The organism is Pseudonocardia sp. Ae505_Ps2, assembly GCF_001932425.1.
GTDB lineage: Bacteria > Actinomycetota > Actinomycetes > Mycobacteriales > Pseudonocardiaceae > Pseudonocardia.
In genome coordinates, this window is record NZ_MCIP01000001.1 from 3940100 (window position 1) to 3965973 (window position 25874).

Sequence of the window (25874 nt, forward strand, 5' to 3'; positions counted from 1 at the left end):
ATCCCGCCGTGCGGGCGACGTGACGCACGGGGGTGTTCTGTCGTAGGGCAGCCTCACTTATGGTGAGCGGAGCCGCACCGGATGGGTGGGGCATCCGGTCGAGCAGGGGGCCACGAGCAAGGTGAACGCGATCCGGGTCCGACCACCGTCGGTGCAGCAGCCGGCCCCCCCACGGCGGTCGTTGCGCCGCCGGCGGCTGATCGGCCTCGCGGCGCTGGCCGCGGCGCTGCTGCTGGCGGTGCTGGCCAGCATCGCGATCGGGACCAAGGTCATCCCGGTGAACGAGGTGTTCTCCGCGCTGGTCGCCCCGACCGGCAGCGAGAACGACGTGGTCATCCGGTCCCTGCGGATCCCGCGCACCCTGCTCGGGCTGCTGGTCGGGATCGCGCTCGGCCTGGCCGGCGCGCTCGTGCAGGGCTTCACCCGCAACCCGCTCGGCGACCCGGGCCTGCTGGGCGTCAACGCGGGGGCGGCGTTCTTCGTCGTCATCGGCATCTACGTCTTCGGCGTCAGCACGCTGTTCGGCTACGTCTGGTTCGCCTTCGCCGGCGCGCTGGTCGCCAGCGTCGTGGTGTTCGTGATCGGCACCCGGGCACCCGGCGGCGCCACCCCGGTCTCGCTGGCGCTGGCCGGGGCGGCGGTGAGCTTCCTGCTGCAGGCGGGCACGTCCTCGGTGGTGCTGCTCGACGAGACCAGCCTCGACGCCTACCGGTTCTGGGTGGTCGGCTCGCTCGCCGGTCGCGACGCCGCGGTCGGCGGCCAGGTGGTGTGGTTCATCCTCGTGGGCACGGTGCTCGCGCTGGCCAGCGCGCCCGCGCTCAACGCGCTCTCCCTCGGCGACGACGTCGCCACCTCGCTGGGGCACTCGGTCCGCCGGACCCGGGTCGTCGGCGTCGTCGCGATCACGCTGCTCGCCGGTGCGGCCACCGCGGCCTGCGGGCCGATCGCGTTCCTCGGGCTGATCGTGCCGCACGTCGTGCGGGTGTTCACCGGGCCCGACCACCGGTGGCTGCTGCCCGCCGCCGGTCTCGCGGGGGCGGTGGTGCTGCTGCTCGCCGACGTCGTCGGACGGGTGGTGGCCCGCCCCGGCGAGCTGCAGGTCGGCATCGTGATCGCGTTGATCGGCGGGCCGTTCTTCATCGCGCTGGTGCGCCGACGCAAGCTGGGGGCCGTGTGAGCACGCTGACCGACCCGGACACCGGGCCCCGGCCCTCGACGGTGGTCGTCCCCGGCCGCCGCGCCGTCCGCGCGGGCCGCTTCTCCGGCGTGCTGCGCGTGCGCACCGCGGTGGTGCTGCTCGTCTGCGCCGTCGCGCTGGTGCTGGCCGCCGCGGTCAACATGGGCCGCGGCGACTACCCGATCGCGATCACCGACGTGCTGGCGACGCTGTTCGGCGGCGGTGACGCGGGCCAGCAGCTCGTCGTGCTGGAGCTGCGGCTGCCGCGCACCCTGGTCGGCGCCCTGGTCGGCGGCGCGCTCGCCGTGTCCGGGGCCATCCTGCAGGCGGTCGCCCGCAACCCGCTGGCGAGCCCGGACATCATCGGCGTCCAGTGGGGCGCCAGCGCCGCGGCGGTGTTCGTCATCGTGCTCGGCGGTGGCGCGGCCGGGGTCGGCGGCGCGTTCGCCTCGCTCGGCATCCCGCTCGCCGCCCTGAGCGGCGGGCTCGTGGCCTCGGTCGCGGTGTACGTGCTGGCCTGGCGCAAGGGCATCCAGGGCTTCCGGCTGGTGCTGATCGGCATCGGCATCCAGGCCGTGCTCGTCGCGGCGGTGCAGTGGCTGCTGACCGTCGCGCAGATCTACCAGGCCGCGCAGGCCCAGGTCTGGCTGAACGGCAGCCTGAACGCGCGCAGCTGGAACGAGGTCGTCCCGCTGTCGATCGCGATGCTGGTGCTCGTGCCCGCGGCGCTGGTCCTGGTGCACCTGCTGGGCGCGCTGCGCTTCGACGACGACACCGCCCGCGGCCTCGGCGTGCGGGTGAACGGTGCCCGCACCGCGCTGCTGCTCGTCTCCGTCGGCCTCGCCTCGGTCGCGACCGCGGCCGCGGGCCCGATCGCCTTCATCGCACTGGTCACCCCGCAGATCGCGCGCCGGCTCTGCCGGGTCGGGACCCCGCCGATCGGGGTCTCGCTCGTGCTGGGCGCCGCGCTGACCGTGCTGTCCGACCTGATCGCCCGCACCGCACTGGGGTCCGTCGAGCTCCCGGTCGGCATCGTGACCGCGGTGCTCGGCGCCCCGTTCCTGCTGTACCTGCTCGCCCGCACCCGCCAGGAGGCCCGTCGATGAGCACCGTCGAGGACATCAGTGTCGCGGAGGCCACCGCCTCCTCGACGACCACCGCGGGCGAACCCGTCCGCCCCGGCGAGGTCCGGCTGTCGGCCGAGCAGGTCACGCTCGGCTACGGCGACCGCACCATCGTCGACGGGCTGGACCTGGAGGTGCTGCCCGGCGCGGTCACCACCGTGATCGGCCCCAACGGCTGCGGCAAGTCCACCGTGCTGCGCGCGCTGGGCAGGCTGCTGCCCGCCAGGGCCGGCCAGGTGCTGCTCGACGGCAAGCGGATCGACCGCACCCCGACCAAGGAGGTCGCGCGGGTGCTGGGGATCCTGCCGCAGTCGCCGCTGGCGCCCGAGGGGCTCACCGTCGGCGACCTCGTCGCCCGCGGTCGGCACCCGCACCAGGCCTGGTACCGGCAGTGGTCCTCGGACGACGAGCGCGCCGTCGCCGAGGCGCTGACCTGGACGGGCCTGTCCGACCTCGCCGAGCGCCCGGTCGACGAGCTGTCCGGCGGCCAGCGCCAGCGGGCCTGGATCTCGATGGCCCTGGCCCAGGAGACCGACCTGCTGCTGCTCGACGAGCCGACCACCTTCCTCGACCTGGCCCACCAGGTGGACGTGCTGGAGCTGGTGCGGCGGCTGCAGTCCGAGGCCGGTCGCACCGTGGTCATGGTGCTGCACGACCTGAACCTGGCCGCCCGCTACGCCGACCGGCTCGTCGCGATGAAGGACGGCCGGATCGTCGCGGCGGGGCCGCCGGCCGAGGTCGTCACCGAGGAGCTGCTCGCCGACGTGTTCGGGCTGCGGGCCCGGGTGCTGCCCGACCCGGTCACCGGCACCCCGTTGGTCGTGCCGGACGCGGGCCCGTCGCTGCGCGCCCCGGAGCCGATCGCCGAGGCATGATCTCCGGCGTGACCCCCGGCGACGACCGACCACCCTTCCTCGCGACCCGCGCGGTGCACGCGGGCAACGACGTCGACGCCGGGACCGGCGCGATCCGCCGCCCGATCGTCGCGGCCAACTCCTACGCCCTGCCCGAGGACCCCTCGGAGCTGGACTGGTCGGGCACCGCGACCCGGCTCTACACCCGCAACGGCGGGGCGAACCAGGGCTGGCTGGAGGACAAGCTCGTCGCCCTGGAGGACCCGGCCGGGGTGTCGCCGGGCGGGTGCGCCGCGGTCGCACTGGCCTCGGGCGTCGCGGCGCTGCACGCGGTGTTCTTCACGTTCCTGCGGAGCGGCGACCACGTCGTCAGCTCCGACGTGACCTACGTCGCCACCCACCGGCTGCTCACCGAGCTGCTGCCGGACCGGTGGGGGATCACCGCCACCCTGGTCGACTCCTCCGACCCGGAGGCGGTGCGCGCCGCGATCCGCCCGCGGACCCGGCTGGTGCACGTCGAGACCCCGGCCAACCCGACCACCCGGATCACCGACGTCGACGCCGTCGCCGCGATCGCGCACGAGGCGGGCGCCCTGCTCAGCGTCGACGCCACCTTCGCGACGCCGGTGCTGCAACGCCCGCTGGAGCGGGGCGCGGACCTCGTCGTGCACTCGCTGACCAAGTACGTCAACGGCCACGGCGACGCGATGGGCGGTGCCGTGCTCGGTCGCCGTGAGCTCGTCGAGCGGATCCGGGCCGACGCGATGGTCGACGCCGGGGGAGTCATCAGCCCGTTCAACGCCTGGCTGATCGCCCGGGGCGCGGTGACCCTGCCGATGCGGATGCGCGCGCACTGCGCCGGCGCGCAGCAGGTCGCGGAGTACCTGGAGTCCCGCCCGGAGGTCGCCTACGTGGCCTACCCGGGTCTGGCGTCGCACCCGCAGCACGCGCTCGCGACCCGGACCCTCGACGGCGGGTACGGCGGCATGCTGGCCTTCGCCCTGGACGGGCCGCCGGAGCTGCAGAACCGGTTCGTCGCGGGCCTGCGCGTCATCACCTCGGCGGTGTCGCTGGGCCACGACGAGTCGCTGATCGTGCACGTCGGGGCCGGTGGCGACGGCCGGGCGGCGCACTTCCCGCCGGAGTTCCGCCGCCTCGGGCACCTGCGCCTGTCGGTGGGGCTGGAGGACCCGCGCGATCTCGTCGCCGACATCGCGCGGGCCCTGGACGCCGTGGCGGGCGGCCTCAGCCGATGAGCGACCGGCCGACGATCTCCTTCATGATCTCGTTCGTGCCGCCGTAGATCGCCTGCACGCGGGAGTCGACGAACGCGCGGGCGATCGGGTACTCGAGCATGTAGCCGTAGCCGCCGTGCAGCTGCACGCAGCGGTCGACGACCCGGTTCTGCAGGTCCGAGCACCACCACTTGGCCTTGGCCGCGTCGGGTACCGACAGCTCGCCCTCGCCGTTGTGCTCGGTGATGCAGCGGTCCACGAAGACCCGGGCGATGGACACCTCGGTGTCCATCTCGGCGAGCTCGAAGCGGGTGTTCTGGAAGTTCGCCACCGGGCGGCCGAAGGCCTTGCGCTCCTTGGTGTACTCCAGCGTCATCTTCACGGCGGCTTCGGCGCCCGCCACCGAGGCGACGGCGATCGAGAGCCGCTCCTGGGCGAGGTTCTGCATGAGGTAGATGAAGCCCTGCCCGACCTCGCCGAGCCGGTTCGCGTCGGGCACCCGGACGTCGGTGAAGCTCAGCTCCGCGGTGTCCTGGGCCTTCATGCCGACCTTCTTCAGGCGGCGGCCGCGTTCGAAGCCCTCCATCCCGCGCTCCACGACGAACAGGGTGAAGCCGAGGTGCTTGGCGTCGGGGTCGGTCTTGGCGACGACGATCACCAGGTCGGCCAGGATGCCGTTGGTGATGAAGGTCTTGGAGCCGTTGAGGATCCAGTCGTCGCCGTCGCGACGGGCGTTGGTCGCGATGCCCTGGAGGTCCGAGCCGGTCCCGGGCTCGGTCATGGCGATCGCGGTGATCAGCTCGCCGGAGCAGAAGCCGGGCAGCCAGCGCTTCTTCTGCTCGTCGGTGCACAGCCGCAGCAGGTAGGGCTGCACGACGTCGTTGTGCAGCGGGAAGCCGATGCCGCTCGCACCGGCCGCGACGATCTCCTCGGCCAGGATCGCGTTGTAGCGGAAGTCGTCGACCCCGCCCCCGCCGTACTCCTCGGGGACGGCGGTGCCCAGCAGGCCGGCCGCGCCCGCCGCGGTCCATACCGCTCGGTCGACCTGGCCGTCCTCCTCCCACTGCTCGTGGTGAGGGGTGACCTCCTTCGCGATGAAGGTCCGGCACAGGTCACGGAACGCGTGGTGCTCGTCGTCGAAGATCTCGCGCTGCATGGTCGGCAGTCTCACATACCGACGGGTAACTCCGGTCGTCCTCGCGGGCCGTCGATGACCCACGCGTGCCGATAGGGTGCGCCCGTGGATCTCGTGGACGCCGTCGCCAACGTGTGGGACCGGGCCGTGGTCGGCCACCTCGCCGACCTGCGCCGGATGCCGCGGGACGCGGTGGTGGGCTCCCCGCAGGGGATCCTGTTCCGGTACCGCCCGTTGTCCGGCGTGGATCCCTCCGAGGGCGCGCCGGTGCTGCTCGTGCCGCCGCTGGGTGCCCCGGACTTCGCCTACGACCTGCGCCGCGGCTGCTCGCTGGTGGAGCACCTGCTGCAGCAGGGCCGGACCGTCTACCTGATCGACTACGGGCCCAAGTCGTTCTCCGACCGCACCCTGGGCATCGAGAGCTGGGTCGACGAGCTGCTGCCCGACACGGTCCGCCGGGTCGCCGAGGAGACCGGCGACGAGGTGCACCTCGTCGCCTGGTCGCTCGGCGGGATCTTCGCGCTGCTCACCGTCGCCGCCGCGGTGCAGGCACGCGACCCGCTGCCGGTGCGCTCGGTCGCCGCGATCGGCACCCCGGTCGACATCTCCCGGGTGCCGCTGGTGGCGCCGTTCCGGCCGCTCGCGCAGATCAGCGGTGGCCGGCTGGTCTCGTCGATCTACCGGGCCGTCGGCAGCTTCCCGGCGCCGATGGTGAGCTGGGCGTTCCAGCTGACCGCGGTGGACCGGCTCGTCACCAAGCCGCTCGCGATCGCGTCGCGGATCGACGACCGGGACTGCCTGGCCCAGATCGAGGCCGTCGACCACCTGATGAGCAACATGCACGGCTACCCGGGGCGGGTGTTCGGGCAGCTGTTCCACCTGTTGCTCCGCAGCAACGATCTCGCGAGCGGCGGACTGCGCCTGGGCGGGCGCGACGTGGAGCTGGCCGACGTCGGTGTGCCGGTGCTCGTCGTCGCCGGGCGGGACGACGTCATCGCCCCGCTGCGCGCGGTGCGTGCCGGCGTGCCGCTGCTGACCGGCAGCCCCGAGGTCCGGTTCTCGACCTCGCCGGGTGGGCACCTGGGCGTGCTGACCGGGCGCCGGGCCCGGGACACGACTTGGCCGGAGCTCGACCGGGCCCTGGCCGACTGGGACGCCGCCGCGGACACTCCCGACGACGAGGCAGGCCCCGCGGTCGGCGCCTGACCGAGCGCGCCGGCCCTGCCGCCTCCCGGCCCGAGCGCTGATCCCCAGTCCGCGCGCTGATCCGTCCGGCGCGCGCGTCCGGACGCGCGCGCCGGACGGATCAGCGCGCGCCGACGAGCAGAGGGATTGACCGGTGAGGCGGCTAAGTGATTTAGTCACTTTATGACCGCAGGGGAGACGTTGTCGGAGCGCCTGGCCGACGACATCATGGACATCATCCGGACCGGGAACCTCGGCCCGGGGGACCAGCTCGCGTCCTCCCGCGACCTGGCGCGACGGTTCGAGGTCACCACCCCGACGGTCCGCGAGGCGCTGCGACGCCTGGAGGCCACCGGTGCGGTGGAGTTCCGGCACGGCTCGGGCACCTACGTCGGCGACGGGGTCGGGCGGCGGCTGCTCGCGAACCCGCACCGCCCGTCGCGGACCTCCGACGGCGTGCACGAGCTGATCCGCGCCCGGCTCGTCCTGGAACCGTCGATCGCGGCCGCCGCGGCCCGGGAGCGTGACACCGCCGGGCTGGCGATGCTCGCCGAGAGCGTCACCAACGCCCTGCACCCGCCGGTCCGCGACCACCGCCCGGCCGTGCACTTCCACGTCGCACTGGCCGCGACCAGCGGCAACGCCCTGCTCCGCGAGACGGTGGAGGCGCTGCTGCACATCCGCGCCCGCGACCAGGTCGAGATCCGGCACCGCTACGACGACCGCGAGCGCGACCACGCCGAGCACGTCGCGCTGCTCGACGCCGTCCGCGGGGGCGACCCGGACCTGGCCGAGCGGCTCTGCCGCGAGCACCTCACCTCGATCGCCGAGGCGGTGGGCGCGTGAGCACGCGACGCCTGGGGGAGATGACGACGGTCGAGGCCGCGGCCGCCGTCGTCGACAGCCCGGTCGTGCTGCTGCCGGCGGGAGCCTTCGAACAGCACGGGCCGGGGCTGCCGCTCGCGACGGACCTGATCCGCGCCGAGGCGGTCTGCGACCGGGTCGCCGCGGCACTGGGCGGCACCGCGGTGGTCGGGCCGTCGTTGCCGGTCGGGGTGTCGCCGCACCACCTGGCCTTCGCCGGGACGGTCAGCCTGACCACCACGACGTTCGCCACGCTCGTGCGCGAGTACGTCGAGGGCCTGTACCGGCACGGCTGGCGCAAGATCTGCGTGGTCACGGGGCACGGCGGGAACGACGCCACTCTCGCGACGGTCGCGCAGGACCTCCTCGCCGCACGCCCGGACCTGCAGTTCGCGTGGAGCCCGCTCACCCCGCTGGCCGCCGACGTCGTCGCCGCGGCCGGGCCGCCCGAGGTCAGCGGGCACAGCGGGCAGGCCGAGACGGCGCAGATGCTCGCCGTGGCACCGCATCTGGTGCACACCGACCGGCTCGCGGCCGGGACCACCCGGCTCACCGAGCTCGATGCCTTCGGCGCACTGGCCCGGCGGCGCGGTGGTCCGACGCTCACCGCGCCCTACGACCGCCTGTCGGAGAACGGGGTCCTCGGCGAACCCCGCCGGGCCGACCCGGAGCACGGCGAGGCGATCGTCGCCGCGATCGTCGACCGGATCACCGACTTCGTCACGGCGTGGCTCAGGGCCTGACGTCCTCCGACCCGTACGGATCCACAGCACTCCCGCGGTGGCGCCACCGGTGCCCCCGTCGCACGACCTGCCCCGTGACCGGGCGGGACCAGCACCGGCCGTCGACGACGCCGTCCGAAGGGAACCCCATGTCCGCACCGAGATCGTCAGCACCGAGGCCGACGGCAGCGCCACGACCCGCGACGACGCCGTCCGTCCCGGAACGCCCGTCGGACGTGACCCGACGTCCCGGCAGAGCCCGCCTGCGTGCCGTGGCGACGGCCTGCCTCGTCGCGGCCGCCCTCACCACCGGCGCCGCCGTCGCCCCGACCGCCTCCGGCGCGCCCGCCTCGGGCGGGACGCCCGGCCCCGAGGCGACGGCCGGACCCGCCGGCACCGGCACGGCCCCCGGGCTGCCCGGCCCCGAGGCAACGGGACCCGCCGGCGCGACGCCCGGGCGGCCCGGCCCCGGCGCGGCCCCAGGACCGGTCGGAGCTCCGACCCCCGGCTGCGGCACCACACCGCCGCAGGCAGCGGGCACGACCGCGGTCCGCACCATCGACAGCGGCGGCCGGGAACGCAGCGTGCGGGTCCACCTGCCCGACGGCTACCGCCCCGACCGGCCCACCCCGGTGGTCCTGGTCTTCCACGGCCGCGGCAACGACGGCGCCACCACCGAGAACTTCTCCGGCCTGTCCGGGCTGCCGGCCGTCGTCGCCTATCCCGACGGGGTCCCCGGGGGAGAGGGCAAGCGCTCCTGGCAGGGCGCGCCGTACTCGGCGCCGGGCGTCGACGACGTCGCCTTCACCGGGGACCTCCTCGACGACCTGGAGTCCACCCTCTGCGTCGACCCCGGCCGGGTCTTCGCCACCGGCAAGTCCAACGGCGGCGGTTTCACCGAGATCCTGGCCTGCCGGATGTCCGACCGGATCGCCGCGATCGCCCCGGTCGCGGGCGCCTACTACCGCGACGGCGAGCCGCCGTGCCGGCCCGGCCGCCCGGTCCCCGCGCTGTTCGTGCACGGCACCGGGGACGCCACGATCCCCTACACCGGCGACGCCGACCGCGGCCTGCCCGCGATCCCGGCGAAGGTCGCCGAGTGGGTCGCCCGCGACGGCTGCCGGGCCCGCCCGCAGATCCGCCGGATCGAGCCCGACGTCACCATCTCGACCTGGCGGGGCTGCCGCGACGGAGCCCGGGTGGCGCACGTCGCCGTCGACGGCGGCGGGCACACCTGGCCCGGCGCGACCGCCTACTCCGGCGGCGGCGTCACGACACAGACCGTGCGCGCCACCGCGCTGATCGGGGACTTCTTCGGGCTCGGGGGTCCGCGGTGAGCGCGCCCGCCGGCACGTCGGACCGGGAGCTGCCCCGGCTGGTGCGGGCGATGGCCGTCGTCGAACGCGTCGGGAACGCGCTGCCGCACCCGTTCTGGCTGTTCTGGGTGCTGTCGGCGATCCTCGCCGTGATCAGCGCGGGACTGGCGGCGGCGGGCGTCGCGGTGGTGGCACCCGACGGCGAGCCGGTCGCGGTGCGGAACCTGCTCTCCGGCGACGGCCTCGCCATGGCCGTCTCGTCGATGATCGACAACTTCGCGCAGTTCCCACCGATGGCCACCATCGTCACGGTGATCATGGGGGTCGCCGTCGCCGAGCGCAGCGGGCTGCTCGCCGCGGCCATGCGGGCCGGGGTCGCCCGGGTGCCGGCGTCGCTGGTGGTGTTCGCGGTCGCGTTCGCCGGGACCGTCGCGCACGTCGCGTCGGCCGCGGCGTACGTGATCCTTGTGTCGCTGGGCGGGCTCGCGTTCCGCGCGGTGGGCCGCTCGCCGATCCTCGGGATCGTCGTCGCCTACACCGCCATCGCCTCGGGCTACGACGCCAGCCCGGTCCCCACCCCGAACGACGCGATCTTCGCCGGCATCACCACCGCCGCGGCCCGGATCGTGGACCCGGAGGTCGTGGTGACCCCGGTCGGCAACTGGTTCTTCAACATCGTCTCCTCGGTCGTGCTCGCGCTGGTGATCACGGCGGTGACCCGGCTGGTCCTGGCCGAGCGCCCGGACCTGGACCCCGACCCGGACGCCCCCGACGACGACGTCGCCGGCCTGAGCCTGTCGGCGGCCGAACGGTCCGGCCTGCGCCGCGCCGGCTGGGTGCTGCTGGCCTTCGCAGTGCTGCTCGTCGCGGTCATGGCCCCGGAGTGGTCGCCGCTGCGCGGGGAGAACGGGTCGATCGTCGAGTCCCCGCTGGTGGAGGGGATCGGCGCGGTCATCGCGCTGCTGTTCGGCCTGCTCGGCACGGTCTTCGGGCGCGCGGTCGGCACGATCACCACCGCCGCGGACGTCCCGAAGCTGATGGCCGACGGGATCCGGCAGATGGCCCCGGTGCTGGCGCTGTTCTTCGCGATCGCCCAGTTCCTGGCCTACTTCGACTGGACCCATGTCGGGGACGTGCTCGCCGTCGTCGCCGCGGACGCGCTGCGCACCACCGGCGTCCCGATCCCGGTCGTGTTCCTGATGGTGCTGGCCGTGCTCACCGTGGTGAACGTGATGGTGACCAGCGGGACGGCGATGTGGTCGATCGCGGCGCCGGTGATCGTGCCGATGCTGATGCTGGTCGACGTGCCGCCCGAGACCACCCAGGCGCTGTTCCGGATCGCCGACTCCGGCTCGACGGCGATCACCCCGATGAGCCCGTACTTCATCATGGCGCTGGGGTTCCTGCAGCGGTACCGCAAGGACGCGGGCATCGGGACGCTCGCGTCGTACACGCTCCCGCTCGCGATCGCGATGACGGTCGTCTGGACCCTGCTGTTCTTCGCCTGGTGGGCACTGGGGATCCCGCTGGGACCGGGGGCTCCCGTGCGGTAGCGGGGTGCGGGCGGGCCCCGGCGGCGTGGAGGACACTGCGCAGGTGCGCTACCTCGACGGCCTCGCTTCCGGACCACGACGCTGGTCGGTGATGGGGCTGGGCACCTGGCAGTTCGGCACGAGCGAGTGGGGCTACGGCGACACGCTGGAGGCCGGGCGGATCGTCGCCCGTGCCCGCGAGCTGGGTGTCACCGTGTTCGACACCGCGGAGCTCTACGGCCCGCTGCGCAGCGAACGGATCCTGGGCGACGCGCTGCGTGCCTGCGGCGGCCCCGGGTGGCGCGACGAGGTCGTGATCGCGACGAAGTTCTTCCCGGTCCTGCCCCTGGGGCCGGTGCTGCGCCGGCGCGCGGTCGCCTCCGCCGCCCGGCTCGGGGTGACCGAGCTCGACCTCTACCAGGTGCACAAGCCGCACCCGCTGATCGGCGACGCGTCGGCGATGCGCGGCATGGCCGAGCTGCAGCGGACCGGCCTGGTGCGCGACGCCGGTGTCTCCTCGTACTCGCTGGAGCGCTGGCTGGCCGCGGAGGAGGCGCTGGGCGGACCGGTGCTGTCCAACCAGGTCGAGTTCAGCCTGCTGCGCCGCCTGCCCGCCGGGGCCCTCGTCCCGCACGCCGCTGCGCACGGACGCATCGTGATGGCCTACAGCCCGCTCGCCCAGGGACTGCTCACCGGCCGCTACGACGCCGACCACCGGCCCACCAACGCGGTGCGCCGCAGCAAGCCGGAGTGGCTGCCGGAGAACCTGGCCGCGCTGGCCCCGCTCACCGACACCCTGCGCGACGTCGCGTCCGCGCACGACGCGACGCCGTCCCAGGTCGCGCTGGCGTGGGTGGTGCACCACCCGAACACCGTCGCCATCCCCGGTGCGTCGAGCGTGGCGCAGCTGGAGTCCAACGTGGCTGCGGCGGACATCGTGCTGACCTCGGACGAGTACGCCGGTCTCACCGCGGCCGCGCAGCGGGTCCGGCTGCGCACCGGACCCGCCACGCTGCCCGCCGTCGCGCGGGAGCTGTTCTCCCGGCGGTGAGGGCGCCTACTTCACGTGCTCGCGCAGGAACTGCGTCGCGCGGGTCCAGGCGATCTCCGCCTGCTCGGCGTCGTAGGTCCCCATGTGGTTCTCGTCGTTGAAGAAGGCGTGCCCGGCCGGGTACTGCAGGAACTCCGGGCGGGTGCCGGACTCGGACTCGATGCGGTCGGCGAGCGAGCTCACCGCGTCCGGCGTCGCCATGGTGTCCTCGGCCCCGAAGTGGCCCTGCACGGCCGCGGTCAGGTTCGCGAACGACGGGTAGTCCTCCTTCAGGACGCCGTAGAACGGCACCGCGGCCGCGACCTTGTCGCCCTGCTGCGCGGCGAGGACCAGCACGAAGCCGCCGCCCATGCAGAAGCCGACGGCGCCGACGGCCGAGGAGGTCACGTCGTCGCGCCCGAGCAGGTACTCCACGGCTCCGGCCAGGTCGGTGGCCGCCTGCTGGACCGGCAGCTCGGCCATGAGCTTGCCGGCCTCGTCGGAGTCGTGGGTGGTGCGTCCGCCGTAGAGGTCGGGCGCCAGCGCGACGAAGCCCTCGGCGGCGAACCGGTTCGTGACGTCCACGATGTGGTCGGTGAGGCCCCACCACTCCTGGATGACGATCAGGCCGGGCCCGGACCCCGAGTCGGGGCGGGCCAGGTAGCCGTGCGCGGTGCCGCCGCCGGAGGGGAAGGTGACGTTCTGCGCGGGGTTCTCGTTGGTGTGTGCCACGCGGGCGATGACATCACGACGGTGCCGGTGCCGCCCGCCGGGAAGATCGTCGCGCCCCTGTGACGGAGGACCCTCCGTTAATCTTGAGCGTCGCAAACGATATGGGTCTATCGTCACCGCCATGCTCGCCGGGACCGCCACCCGCACCGCGCACGACGCCGCGGTGGAGAACCTGCGCCGGGCGCGCGCCGGAGCCGGCGCCGTCCAGCTGGGGAAACCGTCGTCGAACCTGTTCCGGTTCGGTGACCGCGACACCGGGGCCGCCGCGCGCCGACTCGACACCTCCGCGCTGAACGGTGTGCTCGGTGTGGACCCGGAGCGCTGTACCGCAGAGGTCCAGGGGATGGCGACCTACGAGACCATCGTGGACGCCACCCTCGCCCACGGGTTGATGCCGCTGGTCGTCCCGCAGCTCAAGACCATCACCCTCGGGGGAGCGGTCACCGGTCTCGGTGTCGAGTCGACGTCGTTCCACGCCGGGCTGCCGCACGAGTCGGTGCTGGAGATGGACGTGCTCACCCCGGCCGGGGAGCTGCTGCACGTCACCCCCGACGGCGAGCACGCCGACCTGTTCGCGGCGTTCCCCAACTCCTACGGCACGCTCGGCTACGCCCTGCGGCTGGTCGTCGAGCTGGCCCCGGTGAAGCCCTTCGTGAAGCTCACCCACCACCGCTACCCGACCGCGTCCGCCGCGTCGGCGGCGATCGAGCGGTTCGTCGCCGCGGGGGAGATCGACTTCCTCGACGGGGTCGTGTTCGGACCCGACGAGCAGTACCTGACCACCGGTGAGTTCGTCGACGCACCGATGCCGGGCGCCCGGATCTCCGACTACACCGGCCAGGAGGTGTTCTACCGGTCGCTCCAGCGCCGCCCGGTCGACCACCTCACCGTGCACGACTACCTGTGGCGCTGGGACACCGACTGGTTCTGGTGCTCGCGGGCGTTCGGCGCGCAGCACCCAGTGGTGCGCCGGTTCTGGCCGCGCCGCTGGCGCCGGTCGGACGTCTACCGCCGGCTCGTCGCCCTCGACCAGCGCTACGGCGCGTCCAACCGGGTCCGCGAGGCCCTCGGCGGGACGGCCGAGGAGATGGTCGTGCAGGACGTCGAGATCCCCGTCGAGCGGCTCCCGGAGTTCCTGGAGTTCTTCCACCGCGAGATCCCGGTGCTGCCGGTGTGGCTGTGCCCGCTGCAGCTGCGGGGCGAACGGACCTGGCCGCTCTACCCGATGGAGCCGGGCCGGCTCTACGTCAACGTCGGGTTCTGGTCGTCGGTGCCGGAGAAACCGGGTGACCGGTGGGCACACAACCGGCTGATCGAAGAGTGTGTCGCCGACCTGGGCGGGCACAAGTCGCTGTACTCGACCGTGCACTACGGCGAGGACGAGTTCTGGGCCCACTACAACGGTGCGGCCTACCGCGCGGTGAAGCAGCGGTACGACCCGGACGGTCGGGCACCCGACCTGTTCCGGAAGGTCACCGGCCGCTGAGGGGCACCGCGAGGATCGACACGGGAGGGGATCGGCGATGACAGGAGTGCTGGAACAGCGGACCGCGTCGCTCGAGCCGGTGGCGGGGATCCTGTCCCGCGTCCTGGGCTCGACGCGTGAGCTGCGGGTGGAGGCGTTCGACGGGTCGCGGACGGGACCCGACGACGCCCCGGTCACGTTGCGGGTGAACTCGCCCCGGGCACTTGCCCGGCTGGTGAGCGCACCCGGCTCGCTCGGGCTGGCCCGGGCCTACGTCACCGAGGAGATCGACGTCGACGGGGACCTCTACACCGCGCTGCGCGCGATGTCGGAGGTGACGCTGCACTCGATCCCGCGCCGGGAGCAGCTGTGGCTCGCGCGGCGGCTGCTGCCCTACTGGCGCGAGCACCGGATGCCGCCGCCCGACCTGGAGGCCCGCCCCAAGGGGCTGCTGCACTCCAAGCGGCGTGACTCGCAGGCCATCTCGCACCACTACGACGTGTCCAACCGGTTCTACGAGTTCGTGCTCGGACCGTCGATGACCTACACCTGTGCCGCCTACCCCGACGCCGACGCGTCGCTGGAGACCGCGCAGGCCGCCAAGTACGAGCTGGTCGCGACCAAGCTGGACCTGAAGCCGGGGATGCGTCTGCTCGACGTCGGCTGCGGCTGGGGCGGCATGGTCCGCCACGCCGCCCGCGAGCACGGCGTCCGCGCGCTCGGGGTGACCCTGTCGAAGGAGCAGGCAGCCTGGGCGCAGGAGGCGATCGCCCGCGAGGGGCTGTCCGACCTGGCCGAGGTCCGGCACCTCGACTACCGCGACGTCCCCGACGGCGTGTACGACGCGGTGTCCTCCATCGGCCTCACCGAGCACATCGGCAAGTCCAACCTGGACTCCTACTTCGCGTCGATGTACGCCAAGCTGCGGCCGGGCGGGCGGATGCTGAACCACTGCATCACCCAGCCGTACCGGCCCGACCACCGCCACACCGACCCGTTCATCCACCGCTACGTGTTCCCCGACGGGGAGCTGGAGCCGGTCGCGGTGCTGGTGGACGCGATGAACGAGGCGGGGTTCGAGATCCGGCACGAGGAGAACCTGCGCGAGCACTACGCCATGACGCTGCGCGACTGGGGCACGAACCTGGAGCGCAACTGGACCGACGCCGTGGCCGAGGTCGGCGTCGGCCGGGCCCGGGTGTGGCGGCTCTACATGGCCGCGTGCCGGCTGGGCTTCGAGCTGAACAACATCCAGCTCCACCAGGTGCTGGGTGTCAAGCTCGAAGACGGCGGTCGGTCCGGGTTCCCGCTGCGCGGGGAGCACGGGGCGTACTGAGACCGGGGATCAGCGGAGACGGCGCGCGGCCGCGACGGCCTGCGCGCCGTATCCGCCCCCGAACAGCACCGCGTGCACCAGCAGCGGGAACAGCTGGTGCAGGTCGACCCGCTCGCGCCACCCGTCGGCGAGCGGGGCGGCCTCGTCGTAGGCGGCGAGGACGACGTCGAGGTGCGGCAGCCCGAACAGGTCCAGCATCGCGAGATCGGACTCCCGGTGCCCGCCGTGCGCGGCCGGGTCGATCAGCCACGCGGCGCCTTCCCCGTCCCCGTCGTCGCGGGGACCCCAGAGCACGTTGCCCGACCACAGGTCGCCGTGCAGCCGGGCCGGCGGCTCCGCCGGACCGGCCAGGGCGCCGATCCGTCCGCACACCGCCTCGACGACGGCGGCCCCGGCCGGGTCGAGGGAGCCGCGGTCCCGGGCGGCCCGCAGGTAGGGCAGCACCCGGTCGGCGGCGAACCAGTCGCCCCAGGGGCCGTCGTGGGGACGGTTCGTCATCCGCGTGCGACCGATCCACGCCAGCTCCGGTCCGCCCGGCGGCGGGACACCGAACGCGTCGGCCCCGGCGTCGTGCAGCGTCGCCAGCTCCCGGCCGAACCGCTCGGCGGCGGCCGGCGTCGCCCGGCCCGGGGTGATGAGCCCGGTGACCAGGAGCGCGTCGTCGGCGCCGAACACGTGCGGGACCGGTGGCCCGCCCGGCACCGCGATCCAGCGCAGCCCCGCGGCCTCGGCCCTGGCCGCACCCGGGTCGGCCGAGGAGTCCTTCACCACGACGACGGTGCCGTCGTCCAGGGTCGCGCGCGGCGGGTGGCCGGCCGGGCCCTCGCGCACCGACCGGCCGGTCAGCCGGGCGACGCGGTCGGTCATGCGTTCCGGGTGACGTACTCGACCAGGCCGGGCATCGCCGCCTCGATCATGGCGTGGACCTCGGCGAACCCGTCCGGGCCGCCGTAGTAGGGGTCGGGCACCTCGGCGCCCGCGGGCGCCGCCGGGTCGAACGAGCGCAGCAGGCGGACCCGCTTGGGATCGGGCACCGACTGCTCGAGGGTCCGCAGGTGCCCCATGTCCAGCGCCACCAGCAGGTCCGCGGACAGGATCTCCGAGTCGACCTGGCGGGCGCTGTGGGTGGTGTCGTAGCCGTGCTCGGCGAGCACCTCGGCGGCGCGGTCGTCCATCGGCTGCCCGATGTGCCAGTGACCGGTCCCGGCGCTGGTCACCCGCACCCGGTCGGCCAGCCCGGCGGCCTCGACCTCGGCGGCGAGGATCTTCTCGGCGATCGGGGACCGACAGATGTTGCCGGTACAGACGAAGACGACGTTCACTGCGACGTTCCTCCGGGGAGCGGGGGTGCCGACGTCGACCCTGACGCCTCGGGCGGGGTGGCGTGGACCATTGTCCACAGGGCATCGGTGCGCGCCGTAGGGTGGCCCGATGCCGTTCGATCACCATGCGGCCGGGACGGATCACGCGGGCGGCCACGACCTGCGGCACCACGGCGACGCCGAGGCCGCCGACGGGCTCGTCGACTTCGCCGTCAACGTGATCGGCGACGGCCCCCCGCGCTGGCTGCGGGACCGGCTCGCCGCGACCCTGGACGGGCTCGGCCGCTACCCGCGCGCCGACCACGACGCCCGCGCCCGCGCCGCCGTCGCGGCGCGCCACGGCCGCGACGCGAGCGAGGTGCTGGTGCTCGCGGGCAGCGCGGAGGGCTTCGCGCTGCTCCCGATGCTGCGCCCCCGGCTCGCCGCCGTCGTGCACCCGGGGTTCACCGAGCCGGAGGCCGCGCTGCGCAGCGGCGGGGTGGAGGTGGTGCGGGTGCTGACCGACGCCGCGACCGGACACGCGCTCGACCCGGCCGCGGTGCCGGCGGAGGCCGACCTCGTCGTCGTCGGGAACCCGACGAACCCCACCGGGGTGCTGCACCCGGCCGACTCGCTGCGCGCGCTCGCCCGCCCGGGACGGATCCTGCTCGTCGACGAGGCGTTCGCCGACGCCGTCCCCGGCGAGCCGGAGACCCTCGCCGGCGACGCGGGCGTGCCCGGCCTGCTGGTGTTCCGCTCGCTGACCAAGACCTGGGCACTGGCCGGGCTGCGCGCCGGCTACGCGCTCGGCGCCCCCGACCTGCTGGCCCGGCTCGCCGCACCCCGCCCACCGTGGCCGGTCTCCACACCCGCCCTGGAGGCGGTCATCGCCTGCTGCGAGCCCGACGCGGTCTCCGCGGCGGACCGGAAGGCCCGCGAGCTGGCCGCGCACCGCGTCTCGATGGCCACGGCGCTGTCGGGCGTCGACGGCGTCGCCGTGTCGGCGGGACCCGCCCCGTACCTGCTGCTCCACCTGCCCGACGGCACTGGCGAGGAGGTACGGCGGATGCTGCGCGAGGCCGGGATCGCGGTGCGCCGCGGCGACACCTTCCCCGGTCTCGGGCCCGACCACCTGCGCGTCGCGGTCCGCCCGCCGGAGACGGCCCGCCGCCTCGTCGACTCCCTCGACGAGGCACTGCGCCGGCTGGCGGTGTCGGCATGAGCACCCTGCGCGACGTGATCGCCGCCCTCGACGCGGTCTACCCGCCCCGGCTCGCCATGGACTGGGACGCGGTCGGCCTGGTCTGCGGCGACCCCGACGACACCGTCTCCCGGGTGCTGGTCGCCGTCGACCCCACCCCGGAGACCGTCGACGAGGCGATCTCCTCCGGCGCCCAGCTGCTGGTCACCCACCATCCGCTGCTGCTGCGCGGGGTGCACGGTGTCGGCGCCGACACCCCGAAGGGCGCGATGCTGCACCGGCTCATCCGGGCCGGGGTCGCGCTGTTCACCGCGCACACCAACGCCGACGTCGCCGACCCCGGTGTCTCCGACGCGCTCGCCGCGGCCCTCGGCCTGACCGTGTCCGGCCCGCTGGAACCGGTCCCCGGCCCGGCCCTGGACAAGATCGTCACCTTCGTGCCGGTCGGCCCGGCGATCGCCGCCGTGCACGCCGCGCTGTCCGACGCCGGGGCCGGCGCGATCGGCAACTACTCCCACTGCTCGTTCGCCACCGCCGGGACCGGCCAGTTCCTGCCCCTCGACGGCGCCGCCCCGGTCATCGGGTCGGTCGGCCGCCTGGAGCGCGTCGCGGAGACCCGGCTGGAGATGGTGCTGCCCCGGTCGCGCCGCCGCGACGTCGTCGCCGCGCTGCGGGCCGCGCACCCCTACGAGGAACCGGCCTTCGACCTGCTGGAGATGGCGCCGCTGCCGTCGTCGCTGGGGCTGGGCCGGATCGGCGAGCTCGACGACGCCGAGCCGTTCGCCGCGTTCACCCGCCGGGTCGCCGCGGCGCTGCCCGCCACCGCCTGGGGGGTGCGCGGTGCCGGGGACCCGGACCGTCCGATCCGCCGGGTCGCCGTCTGCGGTGGCGCCGGGGACTCGGCCCTGGACTCCGCGGCCCGGGCCGGCGTCGACGCGTTCGTCACCGCCGACCTGCGCCACCACCCCGCCTCCGAGCACGCGCTCGCCGGGACCGGCCCCGGCGGCCCGACACCCGCGCTGGTCGACGTCGCGCACTGGGCCTCGGAGTGGCCGTGGTGCGGGCAGGCGGCCGGGGTCGTGGCCGAGGCCCTCGCAGGTAGCGTCTCGGTCGCGGTCTCGCAGGCCCGTACCGACCCCTGGACCACCGCCGCCCCGAGCAGCGGATCCGACACGACAGCAGGACAACCGGAGGCGAGTGCATGAAGGCCGATCCCACCGCGCAGGCGAAGCTGGTGACGCTGGCCGAGGTGGACGCCGAGATCGGCCGGCTCACCCACCGGCGCTCGACGCTGCCCGAGCTCGCGCAGCTGGACGAGGCCGAGCAGCGCGTCCGGGCGGCACGCGACGCCGTGGTCCGCGCCGAGACCCGTGCCGGTGACCTCGACCGCGACATCGCCCGGCTCGAACGCGACATCGACGGCGTGCGGGCCCGCACCGAGCGCGACCACACCCTGCTCGCCGGCTCGGGCATCTCCGCCAAGCAGGCCACCGAGCTGCAGCACGAGCTCGACACCCTCGCCCGCCGCCAGGGCATCCTGGAGGACGAGCAGCTCGGGATCATGGAGGAGCGCGAGGCGGTCGGCATCGAGCTCGACCACGCCCGTGGCGAGCTGGCCGAGGCCGAGACCGCTGTCGGCGAGGTGACCGCGAAGCGCGAGTCCGCCGAGGGCGACATCGACGCCACCCGCGCCGGGCGCGACCGTGCCCGCACCGAGCTCGTCGCCGCGCTGCCCGCGGACCTGCTCGCCGACTACGAGCGCATCCGCGCCGGCGGCCGGGTCGCTGCCGGGCAGCTGCGCGAGTCCCGCTGCGGCGCCTGCCGGCTCGAGCTCGACCGGACCTTCCTCAGCCAGGTCCGCACGGCGCCCGCCGACGAGGTCGTCCACTGCGAGGAGTGCGGAGCGATCCTGGTGCGTGGCCGGTGAAGCTGGTCGTCGAGGCGGACGGCGGCTCCCGCGGCAACCCCGGGCCCGCCGGCTACGGCGCGGTCGTGCTCGACGCCGGAGCGCGCCAGGTGCTCGGTGAGGTCTACGACGGCCTCGGGATCACCACCAACAACGTCGCCGAGTACCGCGGCCTGATCGCCGGGCTGACCGCTGCCCGTGACCTGGGGGCCACCGAGGTCGAGGCCCGGATGGACTCCAAGCTCGTCGTCGAGCAGATGAGCGGGCGCTGGAAGATCAAGCACCCGCCGCTGCAGGAGCTCGCCGACGCCGCGCGCGAACTGGCCGCGGGCTTCGACGCGGTGACCTTCGTGTGGATCCCGCGCAAGGACAACGCCCGCGCCGACGCGCTCGCCAACCGCGCGATGGACGGCGAGTCCAGCCCGACTCTGGACCCGTCCGCCGCGGCAGGGCCCGCGCCGAAGCCACCCGCCGGGGCGACCGCGTCGACGGACTCGGCGGCAGCGGCGGCCTGGACCGGGCAGACCGGGTCCCCGGTGCGGCTGATCCTGCTGCGTCACGGCCAGACCGAGCTGTCGATCGAGCGCCGCTACTCCGGCCACGGGGATCCCGAGCTGACCGAGCTGGGGCAGCAGCAGGCCGCCGCCGCCGCCCTCGCGATCGCGAAGCGGCTCTCGCGCCAGGGCGTCGAGCCGGCGGCGGTGCTGTCCTCGCCGCTGCGCCGGGCCCGCCAGACCGCCGCGGCCGTCGCCGAGTCGACCGGGACCGAGCTGGAGGTCCGCGAGGGGCTGATCGAAACCGACTTCGGCGGCTGGGAGGGCCTCACCTTCACCGAGGCCCGCGAGCGCGATCCCGAGCTGCACGGCCGCTGGCTGGGCTCCGCCGACGTCGAACCGCCGGGCGGGGAGAGCTTCCGCGCGGTGGGGGAGCGGGTCGAGGCCGAGCGGGCCCGGATCGTGGAGGAGTTCGCCGGGCGGACGGTGATCCTGGTCAGCCACGTCACGCCGATCAAGATGCTGCTGCGCACCGCGCTCGGCGCCGGCGACGAGGTGCTGTACCGCATGCACCTCGACCTGGCGTGTCTCAACATCGCCGACTTCTACCCCGACGGGGGCGCCTCGGTGCGTCTGGTCAACGAGACGTCCTACCTGGACGGCCTCCGGTAGCCAGCGGCCCGTCAGGGGCCCGCCACCACCTGCTGGATCGATACCGTCCTGACCCGTTCGGGCGGTGTCGACTCCGGACAGTTGTCCCCTTTCCTCGCCTGAGCGATGCTTCGCGTGCACCGTACGGGGCGGTCAACCTACGGAGCGTGAACGACGGTCTCGGTGGCGGCGGGGAACAGAGAGACGGTGAGGACAGCGATGTCGCAGATCCACGAGCACGACTACGGCTACGACCTGGCACACGAGATGAAGGTGATCGCCCGGCTGCCCCAGCAGCGGCGCGGCAGCTCGCGCCCGATGGGCGTCCCGGCCCGCGAGATGGACCCGGACACCGACCTCGGCCACGACATGGCCCACGAGTTCTGATCCCTGTCCACCGTCCGCGACGGCCCCGCCCTCTCCGGGCGGGGCCGTCGTGCGCTCGGGGCTACTGCGGCAGGACCGCGAGCGCGGCCCACAGCGCGGTCGTCGCGGCGAGCAGGCCCAACGGGACGGTGAGCGCCCCCAGCCGCAGGAACGTCCCGAGCTGCGGCGGGTCGCCGTAGCCGGTGGCGATGCGCCGCCACAGCAGCGTCGCGAGCGACCCGGCGTAGGTCAGGTTCGGCCCGATGTTGACGCCCAGCAGCATCGCGAGCACCAGCCCGGGGTGCGCGGCCGGACCGAGCGCGGAGAGCAGCACCAGCGTCGCGGGCAGGTTGTTCACCAGGTTCGCCAGTACCGCCGCGACGGCCGCGGTGACCAGCAGCCCGGTCAGGTCCGGGGTGGCGGGCAGCAGTGAACCGATCCAGCCGGACAGCCCCTGCGCGCCGAGCCCGGCGACGACCACCCCCAGGGCCAGCACGAACAGGCAGAACCCGGGGGAGGCGGCCGCGACCAGGCGCAGCGGCCCGGTCTCGCGCCGCACCAGCGCCCGCACCGCCAGCACCGCGGCACCGGCCGCGGCGACCCAGCCCGGCGCGACGCCCAGCGGCGAGGCCACCGCAAACCCGGCCAGGGTCAGCCCGAGCACCACCAGCGCGACGACCGGCGCCGCCGGCACGGGCACCGCGGGGTCGGCGGGGACCGGCACCGGCGATGCGGCCAGGTCCCGCCGGAACACCCACCGCAGCACCAGGTACTCGACGGCGATCACCGCCACCCACGGCCCGGCCATCAGACCGGCGAAGGTCAGGAACCCCACCCCCGACGCCGAGAACGCGAGCAGGTTCGTCAGGTTCGACACCGGCAGCAGCCCCGACGCCGAGTTCGACAGGTGTGCGCAGGCGAACGAGTGCGGCCGCGACGCCACCCCCAGCCGGGCCGCCGTCGCGAGCACCACCGGGGTCAGCAGCACGACCGTCGCGTCCAGGCTCAGCACCGCCGTCGTCCCGGCCGCCGCGACGAACACCGCGGCCAGCAGCCGTCGCGGGGACCCGGCCGACGCCGTCGCCAGCCGCGCGCCCAGCCAGCGGAACACGCCCTCGGCGTCGGCGAGGTGCCCGAGCAGCAGGATCGCGGCGAGGAACCCGACGGTCGGGGCGAGCTCGCCGATCTCGGTCCACGCCCCGGCCGGGGTCACCAGCCCGGCGACGACGGCGACCAGCGCCGCCGGGACCGCCACCACGGCCTCGGGGAGCCCGAACGGGCGCAGCGTCGCGGCGGCCAGGACCGCGGCCAGCAGGGTGACCGCCAGCAGGAGGTCGATCACCACCGGACGGTATCCCGCTGCGACGTCGCGGTGCTCCCCGGCGGCCGACCGTTCGGGTCCGTAGCCTGGAACCCATGACCGCAGCCACCGAGATCGCGTTCGAGAACACCTTCGTCCGCGACCTGGAGGGGCTCTTCGTCCCCTGGCAGGCCGCCCCGACGCCGGACGCGCGGCTGGTGCTGCTCAACGAGTCCCTGGCCCGTGAGCTGGGCCTGGACCCGGCGCAGCTGCGCACCCCCGAGGGGGTCGCGCTGCTCACCGGCACGACCGTGCCCGACTCGGCGACAACCGTCGCGCAGGCCTATGCCGGCCACCAGTTCGGCAACTACTCGCCCCGGCTCGGCGACGGCAGGGCACTGCTCGTCGGGGAGCTCGTCACCCCGGGCGGCACCCGCCGCGACCTGCACCTGAAGGGATCGGGGCGGACCCCGTTCGCCCGCGGCGGCGACGGGAAGGCCCCGCTCGGGCCGATGCTTCGCGAGTACGTGATCTCCGAGGCGATGCACGCGCTCGGGGTTCCGTCGACGCGCTCGCTCGCCGTCGTCGCGACCGGTGAGCCCGTGCTGCGCGACCGCGGCCCGGAGCCGGGTGCGGTGCTCGCCCGCACCGCGGCCAGCCACCTGCGGGTGGGGACGTTCCAGTTCGCGGCAGCGAGCAGCGCAGGCGGATCGCGCAGCGACACCGCGACCGGTGAGGTGGACCTGCTGCGCCGGCTCACCGAGTACGCCATCGCCCGGCACCACCCGCAGGCGTCCACGCCGCTGGAGTTCTACCGCGCGGTGATCGCCGCCCAGGCCGAGCTGATCGCGCGCTGGATGCAGATCGGGTTCGTGCACGGCGTCATGAACACCGACAACATGACGATCTCCGGGGAGACCATCGACTACGGCCCGTGCGCGTTCCTCGACGCCCACGACCCGTCGACCTGGTACTCCTCGATCGACTCCGGCGGCCGCTACGCCTACGGCAACCAGCCCGGCATCGCGCAGTGGAACCTCGCCCGCTTCGGGGAGTCGCTGCTGGGCCTGTTCGCCGACTCCCAGGAGGAGGCGGTCCGCCTCGCGACCGAGGAGCTGGCGGGCTTCGCAGGCGCCTACCGCGCCGCCCACGACCGCGGCTACCTGGCCAAGATCGGCGTCGGGACCCCGGAGCTGCTCGCCGACCTGTTCGCGGTGATCGAGGACCAGAAGCCCGACCACACCCTGTTCTTCCGACGGCTGTCCGAGGCCGCCCGCGGCGACGCGGGGCCGGTCCGCGACCTGCTGTCCGACCCGGGCGCGCTGGACCCGTGGCTGGAGTCCTGGCGGGCCGCCGGCCCGGACGCCGACGCGATGGACCGGGTCAACCCGGTCTACGTGCCGCGCAACCACCTGGTCGAGGAGGCGCTGGGCGCCGCCGTCGAGGGGGACCTGGAACCGGTGCAGTGGCTGCTGCAGGTCCTCGCGGACCCGTTCACCGAGCGCGAGGGCTACGAGCGTTACGCCCTGCCGGCCGGGCCGGACGCGCCGCCGTTCAGGACGTTCTGCGGGACGTGAGCAGCGAGCATCGGGCGACCGAGACCAGCCAGTCCCGGTAGCGCGCGACCGGCCAGCCGCGCAGTGCGACCAGTCGGCGCGCCGCTGTCCGAGGACTCGGGCCGCGCCGAACCGGCGGAGGCCGTGCGGGCCGCCGTGGCGACATGAGTATCCTCGTCGTTGCGGACGAGTCGGTCGGGCGGCCGCGGCGGGACCTCCGGGTCCTGCCGAGGAAAGTCCGGACTCCACAGGGCAGGGTGGTTGTCAACGGCAACCCGGGGCAACCCGCGGGACAGTGCCACAGAGAACAGACCGCCACCGGCCTCAGGGCCGGGGGTAAGGGTGAAACGGTGGTGTAAGAGACCACCAGCACCCCGGGTGACCGGGGTGGCTCGGTAAACCCCACCCGGAGCAAGGTCGAGAGGCCGTACATGTACGGCTGCGCAGGCGTTCGAGGGCTGCCCGCCCGAGCCTGCGGGTGGACCGCTGGAGCCTGCCGGCGACGGCAGGCCGAGATGGATGGTCGCCGAACGGAGCACCGTGAGGTGTCCGGGAACAGGATCCGGCTTACAGACCGACTCGTCCGCCCCGTTCTCCCCGACATGCGCCGGGGGAGCGGGGTTCGTGCGCTGAGCAGCGGAGATGCTCTCGCGACCTCTCGTCGTCTCTCCGCGACGTGCCACAGCCCGGCGATGGGCCCGGGACATGATCATGCGCGGCGCGCCGTGCGCAGGTCACCGGCCCTGCCGCACCTCCCTGATCTCCGAGCGGTGCCGGGTCCGGGCGGAGCCTGATGTGTGCGCTTCCTCGGGGGTGGCGCCGTGGGCCGTCTGCTCGCTAGCGTCCGGCTCCGTGAGCGACTGGGAGATTGCACAGGTCAACATCGCGCTACCGGTGGTTCCGCTGTCCGAGCCCGAACTCGGGTGGTTCGTCGAGGCCCTCGCCCCCGTGAACGCTGTGGTCGACAACGCGCCCGGATTCCGGTGGCGCATGCAGACCGAGGACGGCGACGCCACCGCGGTCCGGGCGTTCGGAGACGACCGGCTCATCGTCAACATGTCCGTGTGGGCCTCGGTCGAGGCGTTGGCCGACTTCGTGTACCGCGACCCGGCCCATGTCGCGGTGCTCCGCCGCAAGCGGGAGAGTTTCGTGCGCCTCGGCGAGATGCATCAGGCGCTGTGGTGGGTCCCGGCCGGGCATCGGCCTTCGGTGGACGAGGCAGAGGAGCGGCTCGCCCATCTCCGGGCTCACGGACCGACGCCTCGGGCGTTCACGTTCCGGATCCAGTTCCCGATCCCCGGCACCGAGGCCGACTCGATCTCCGGACACGACGATTGGTACTGCCGCGCTTGAGACATGAGGCCTCCCGTCGTCGGTGACGCGGGTCGGCCT

24 protein-coding genes and 1 other RNA gene are annotated in these 25874 nt (G+C 74.3%); 20 read left to right on the forward strand and 5 right to left on the reverse strand.

What is annotated here, in order from left to right; all coding sequences use genetic code 11:
- The first annotated feature begins 130 nt into the window (after positions 1-130).
- From Ae505Ps2_RS18825 to Ae505Ps2_RS18840, 4 genes are read left to right on the forward strand one after another with little or no spacing between them, the layout of a single operon-like run.
- A complete protein-coding gene (locus Ae505Ps2_RS18825) occupies positions 131-1177 on the forward strand; it encodes an iron chelate uptake ABC transporter family permease subunit (protein WP_043277258.1) in 1047 nt (348 codons plus the stop codon).
- On the forward strand, positions 1174-2283 hold the full coding sequence (locus Ae505Ps2_RS18830; RefSeq protein WP_233147502.1) for an iron chelate uptake ABC transporter family permease subunit: 1110 nt from the start codon (positions 1174-1176) through the stop codon (positions 2281-2283). Before Ae505Ps2_RS18825 ends, Ae505Ps2_RS18830 begins: the two co-directional genes overlap by 4 nt.
- Entirely contained in the window at positions 2280-3176 is an 897-nt protein-coding gene (locus Ae505Ps2_RS18835) for an ABC transporter ATP-binding protein (protein ID WP_020622977.1), read from the forward strand. Before Ae505Ps2_RS18830 ends, Ae505Ps2_RS18835 begins: the two co-directional genes overlap by 4 nt.
- A gap of 8 nt (positions 3177-3184) precedes the next feature.
- Complete coding sequence (locus Ae505Ps2_RS18840; protein WP_233147503.1) at positions 3185-4411, forward strand: aminotransferase class I/II-fold pyridoxal phosphate-dependent enzyme; 1227 nt, start codon at positions 3185-3187, stop codon at positions 4409-4411.
- Here Ae505Ps2_RS18840 and Ae505Ps2_RS18845 read toward each other — a convergent pair.
- Positions 4401-5546, reverse strand: a complete 1146-nt coding sequence (locus Ae505Ps2_RS18845; protein ID WP_075305696.1) for an acyl-CoA dehydrogenase family protein — start codon at positions 5544-5546, stop codon at positions 4401-4403. The genes Ae505Ps2_RS18840 and Ae505Ps2_RS18845 overlap by 11 nt on opposite strands.
- 84 nt (positions 5547-5630) lie before the next feature.
- On the opposite strand from Ae505Ps2_RS18845, the gene Ae505Ps2_RS18850 reads away from it, so the two are divergent.
- From Ae505Ps2_RS18850 to Ae505Ps2_RS18875, 6 genes are all read left to right on the forward strand, one after another.
- Entirely contained in the window at positions 5631-6731 is a 1101-nt protein-coding gene (locus Ae505Ps2_RS18850) for an alpha/beta fold hydrolase (RefSeq protein WP_075333225.1), read from the forward strand.
- Between the two features lie 162 nt (positions 6732-6893).
- Positions 6894-7556 (forward strand): GntR family transcriptional regulator, encoded by a 663-nt coding sequence (locus tag Ae505Ps2_RS18855; RefSeq protein WP_075305698.1) that lies wholly within the window; start codon positions 6894-6896, stop codon positions 7554-7556.
- Positions 7553-8317: a creatininase family protein gene (locus Ae505Ps2_RS18860; protein WP_043277253.1), complete on the forward strand. Its 765-nt coding sequence runs from the start codon at positions 7553-7555 to the stop codon at positions 8315-8317. Before Ae505Ps2_RS18855 ends, Ae505Ps2_RS18860 begins: the two co-directional genes overlap by 4 nt.
- Positions 8318-8568: 251 nt before the next feature.
- On the forward strand, positions 8569-9633 hold the full coding sequence (locus Ae505Ps2_RS18865) for an alpha/beta hydrolase-fold protein (RefSeq protein WP_075305699.1): 1065 nt from the start codon (positions 8569-8571) through the stop codon (positions 9631-9633).
- Between the two features lie 50 nt (positions 9634-9683).
- Positions 9684-11165: an AbgT family transporter gene (locus Ae505Ps2_RS18870; RefSeq protein ID WP_084786514.1), complete on the forward strand. Its 1482-nt coding sequence runs from the start codon at positions 9684-9686 to the stop codon at positions 11163-11165.
- Between the two features lie 4 nt (positions 11166-11169).
- Positions 11170-12195, forward strand: a complete 1026-nt coding sequence (locus tag Ae505Ps2_RS18875) for an aldo/keto reductase (protein ID WP_233147504.1) — start codon at positions 11170-11172, stop codon at positions 12193-12195.
- A 6-nt stretch (positions 12196-12201) separates the two neighbouring features.
- Here the strand turns inward: Ae505Ps2_RS18875 and Ae505Ps2_RS18880 are convergent, their stop codons facing one another.
- On the reverse strand, positions 12202-12906 hold the full coding sequence (locus Ae505Ps2_RS18880; protein ID WP_020622584.1) for a dienelactone hydrolase family protein: 705 nt from the start codon (positions 12904-12906) through the stop codon (positions 12202-12204).
- 121 nt (positions 12907-13027) lie between these two features.
- Between Ae505Ps2_RS18880 and Ae505Ps2_RS18885 the strand changes: the two genes are divergently transcribed.
- Complete coding sequence (locus Ae505Ps2_RS18885; RefSeq protein WP_075553824.1) at positions 13028-14392, forward strand: FAD-binding oxidoreductase; 1365 nt, start codon at positions 13028-13030, stop codon at positions 14390-14392.
- 37 nt (positions 14393-14429) lie between these two features.
- Positions 14430-15707: a cyclopropane-fatty-acyl-phospholipid synthase family protein gene (locus tag Ae505Ps2_RS18890; protein ID WP_075305703.1), complete on the forward strand. Its 1278-nt coding sequence runs from the start codon at positions 14430-14432 to the stop codon at positions 15705-15707.
- Between the two features lie 9 nt (positions 15708-15716).
- On the opposite strand, the gene Ae505Ps2_RS18895 is transcribed toward Ae505Ps2_RS18890, so the two are convergent.
- Complete coding sequence (locus Ae505Ps2_RS18895; protein WP_075333228.1) at positions 15717-16574, reverse strand: fructosamine kinase family protein; 858 nt, start codon at positions 16572-16574, stop codon at positions 15717-15719.
- On the reverse strand, positions 16571-17029 hold the full coding sequence (locus Ae505Ps2_RS18900) for a low molecular weight protein-tyrosine-phosphatase (protein ID WP_020622580.1): 459 nt from the start codon (positions 17027-17029) through the stop codon (positions 16571-16573). Before Ae505Ps2_RS18900 ends, Ae505Ps2_RS18895 begins: the two co-directional genes overlap by 4 nt.
- A gap of 109 nt (positions 17030-17138) precedes the next feature.
- On the opposite strand from Ae505Ps2_RS18900, the gene cobC reads away from it, so the two are divergent.
- The 5 genes from cobC to Ae505Ps2_RS32085 all read left to right on the forward strand — a co-directional run bounded on the left by cobC (position 17139) and on the right by Ae505Ps2_RS32085 (position 21647).
- Positions 17139-18230, forward strand: a complete 1092-nt coding sequence (gene cobC / locus Ae505Ps2_RS18905) for an Rv2231c family pyridoxal phosphate-dependent protein CobC (protein ID WP_075305705.1) — start codon at positions 17139-17141, stop codon at positions 18228-18230.
- Positions 18227-19414: a Nif3-like dinuclear metal center hexameric protein gene (locus Ae505Ps2_RS18910; RefSeq protein WP_075333229.1), complete on the forward strand. Its 1188-nt coding sequence runs from the start codon at positions 18227-18229 to the stop codon at positions 19412-19414. The genes cobC and Ae505Ps2_RS18910 overlap by 4 nt, the downstream gene beginning before the upstream one ends.
- A complete protein-coding gene (locus Ae505Ps2_RS18915; RefSeq protein ID WP_020622577.1) occupies positions 19411-20136 on the forward strand; it encodes a C4-type zinc ribbon domain-containing protein in 726 nt (241 codons plus the stop codon). The genes Ae505Ps2_RS18910 and Ae505Ps2_RS18915 overlap by 4 nt, the downstream gene beginning before the upstream one ends.
- Positions 20106-21281, forward strand: a complete 1176-nt coding sequence (locus Ae505Ps2_RS18920) for a bifunctional RNase H/acid phosphatase (protein WP_083696066.1) — start codon at positions 20106-20108, stop codon at positions 21279-21281. The genes Ae505Ps2_RS18915 and Ae505Ps2_RS18920 overlap by 31 nt, the downstream gene beginning before the upstream one ends.
- A gap of 198 nt (positions 21282-21479) precedes the next feature.
- Positions 21480-21647, forward strand: a complete 168-nt coding sequence (locus Ae505Ps2_RS32085; RefSeq protein WP_020622575.1) for a hypothetical protein — start codon at positions 21480-21482, stop codon at positions 21645-21647.
- 61 nt (positions 21648-21708) lie between these two features.
- On the opposite strand, the gene Ae505Ps2_RS18925 is transcribed toward Ae505Ps2_RS32085, so the two are convergent.
- Complete coding sequence (locus tag Ae505Ps2_RS18925; RefSeq protein ID WP_170917140.1) at positions 21709-22965, reverse strand: SLC13 family permease; 1257 nt, start codon at positions 22963-22965, stop codon at positions 21709-21711.
- 77 nt (positions 22966-23042) lie between these two features.
- Between Ae505Ps2_RS18925 and Ae505Ps2_RS18930 the strand changes: the two genes are divergently transcribed.
- The 3 genes from Ae505Ps2_RS18930 to Ae505Ps2_RS18940 all read left to right on the forward strand — a co-directional run bounded on the left by Ae505Ps2_RS18930 (position 23043) and on the right by Ae505Ps2_RS18940 (position 25835).
- Positions 23043-24503 (forward strand): protein adenylyltransferase SelO, encoded by a 1461-nt coding sequence (locus tag Ae505Ps2_RS18930; protein WP_075305708.1) that lies wholly within the window; start codon positions 23043-23045, stop codon positions 24501-24503.
- A gap of 166 nt (positions 24504-24669) precedes the next feature.
- Positions 24670-25068, forward strand: an RNA gene (rnpB, locus tag Ae505Ps2_RS18935) — RNase P RNA component class A.
- A gap of 266 nt (positions 25069-25334) precedes the next feature.
- Positions 25335-25835 carry a DUF3291 domain-containing protein gene (locus Ae505Ps2_RS18940; protein ID WP_075311619.1) on the forward strand — a complete coding sequence of 167 codons (501 nt, stop codon included), beginning with the start codon at positions 25335-25337 and terminating at the stop codon, positions 25833-25835.
- The last annotated feature ends 39 nt before the right edge of the window (positions 25836-25874 follow it).

What these genes read in the sequence shown, in the direction of transcription:
- Ae505Ps2_RS18835 (WP_020622977.1), top strand. Translation starts at nt 2,280, where the DNA reads ATGAGCACCGTCGAGGACATCAGTGTCGCGGAGGCCACCGCCTCCTCG.
- Ae505Ps2_RS18845 (WP_075305696.1), bottom strand. Translation starts at nt 5,546, where the DNA reads ATGCAGCGCGAGATCTTCGACGACGAGCACCACGCGTTCCGTGACCTG.
- Ae505Ps2_RS18855 (WP_075305698.1), top strand. Translation starts at nt 6,894, where the DNA reads ATGACCGCAGGGGAGACGTTGTCGGAGCGCCTGGCCGACGACATCATG.
- Ae505Ps2_RS18870 (WP_084786514.1), top strand. Translation starts at nt 9,684, where the DNA reads ATGGCCGTCGTCGAACGCGTCGGGAACGCGCTGCCGCACCCGTTCTGG.
- Ae505Ps2_RS18885 (WP_075553824.1), top strand. Translation starts at nt 13,028, where the DNA reads ATGCTCGCCGGGACCGCCACCCGCACCGCGCACGACGCCGCGGTGGAG.
- Ae505Ps2_RS18890 (WP_075305703.1), top strand. Translation starts at nt 14,430, where the DNA reads ATGACAGGAGTGCTGGAACAGCGGACCGCGTCGCTCGAGCCGGTGGCG.
- Ae505Ps2_RS18895 (WP_075333228.1), bottom strand. Translation starts at nt 16,574, where the DNA reads ATGACCGACCGCGTCGCCCGGCTGACCGGCCGGTCGGTGCGCGAGGGC.
- cobC (WP_075305705.1), top strand. Translation starts at nt 17,139, where the DNA reads ATGCCGTTCGATCACCATGCGGCCGGGACGGATCACGCGGGCGGCCAC.
- Ae505Ps2_RS18910 (WP_075333229.1), top strand. Translation starts at nt 18,227, where the DNA reads ATGAGCACCCTGCGCGACGTGATCGCCGCCCTCGACGCGGTCTACCCG.
- Ae505Ps2_RS18915 (WP_020622577.1), top strand. Translation starts at nt 19,411, where the DNA reads ATGAAGGCCGATCCCACCGCGCAGGCGAAGCTGGTGACGCTGGCCGAG.
- Ae505Ps2_RS32085 (WP_020622575.1), top strand. Translation starts at nt 21,480, where the DNA reads ATGTCGCAGATCCACGAGCACGACTACGGCTACGACCTGGCACACGAG.
- Ae505Ps2_RS18930 (WP_075305708.1), top strand. Translation starts at nt 23,043, where the DNA reads ATGACCGCAGCCACCGAGATCGCGTTCGAGAACACCTTCGTCCGCGAC.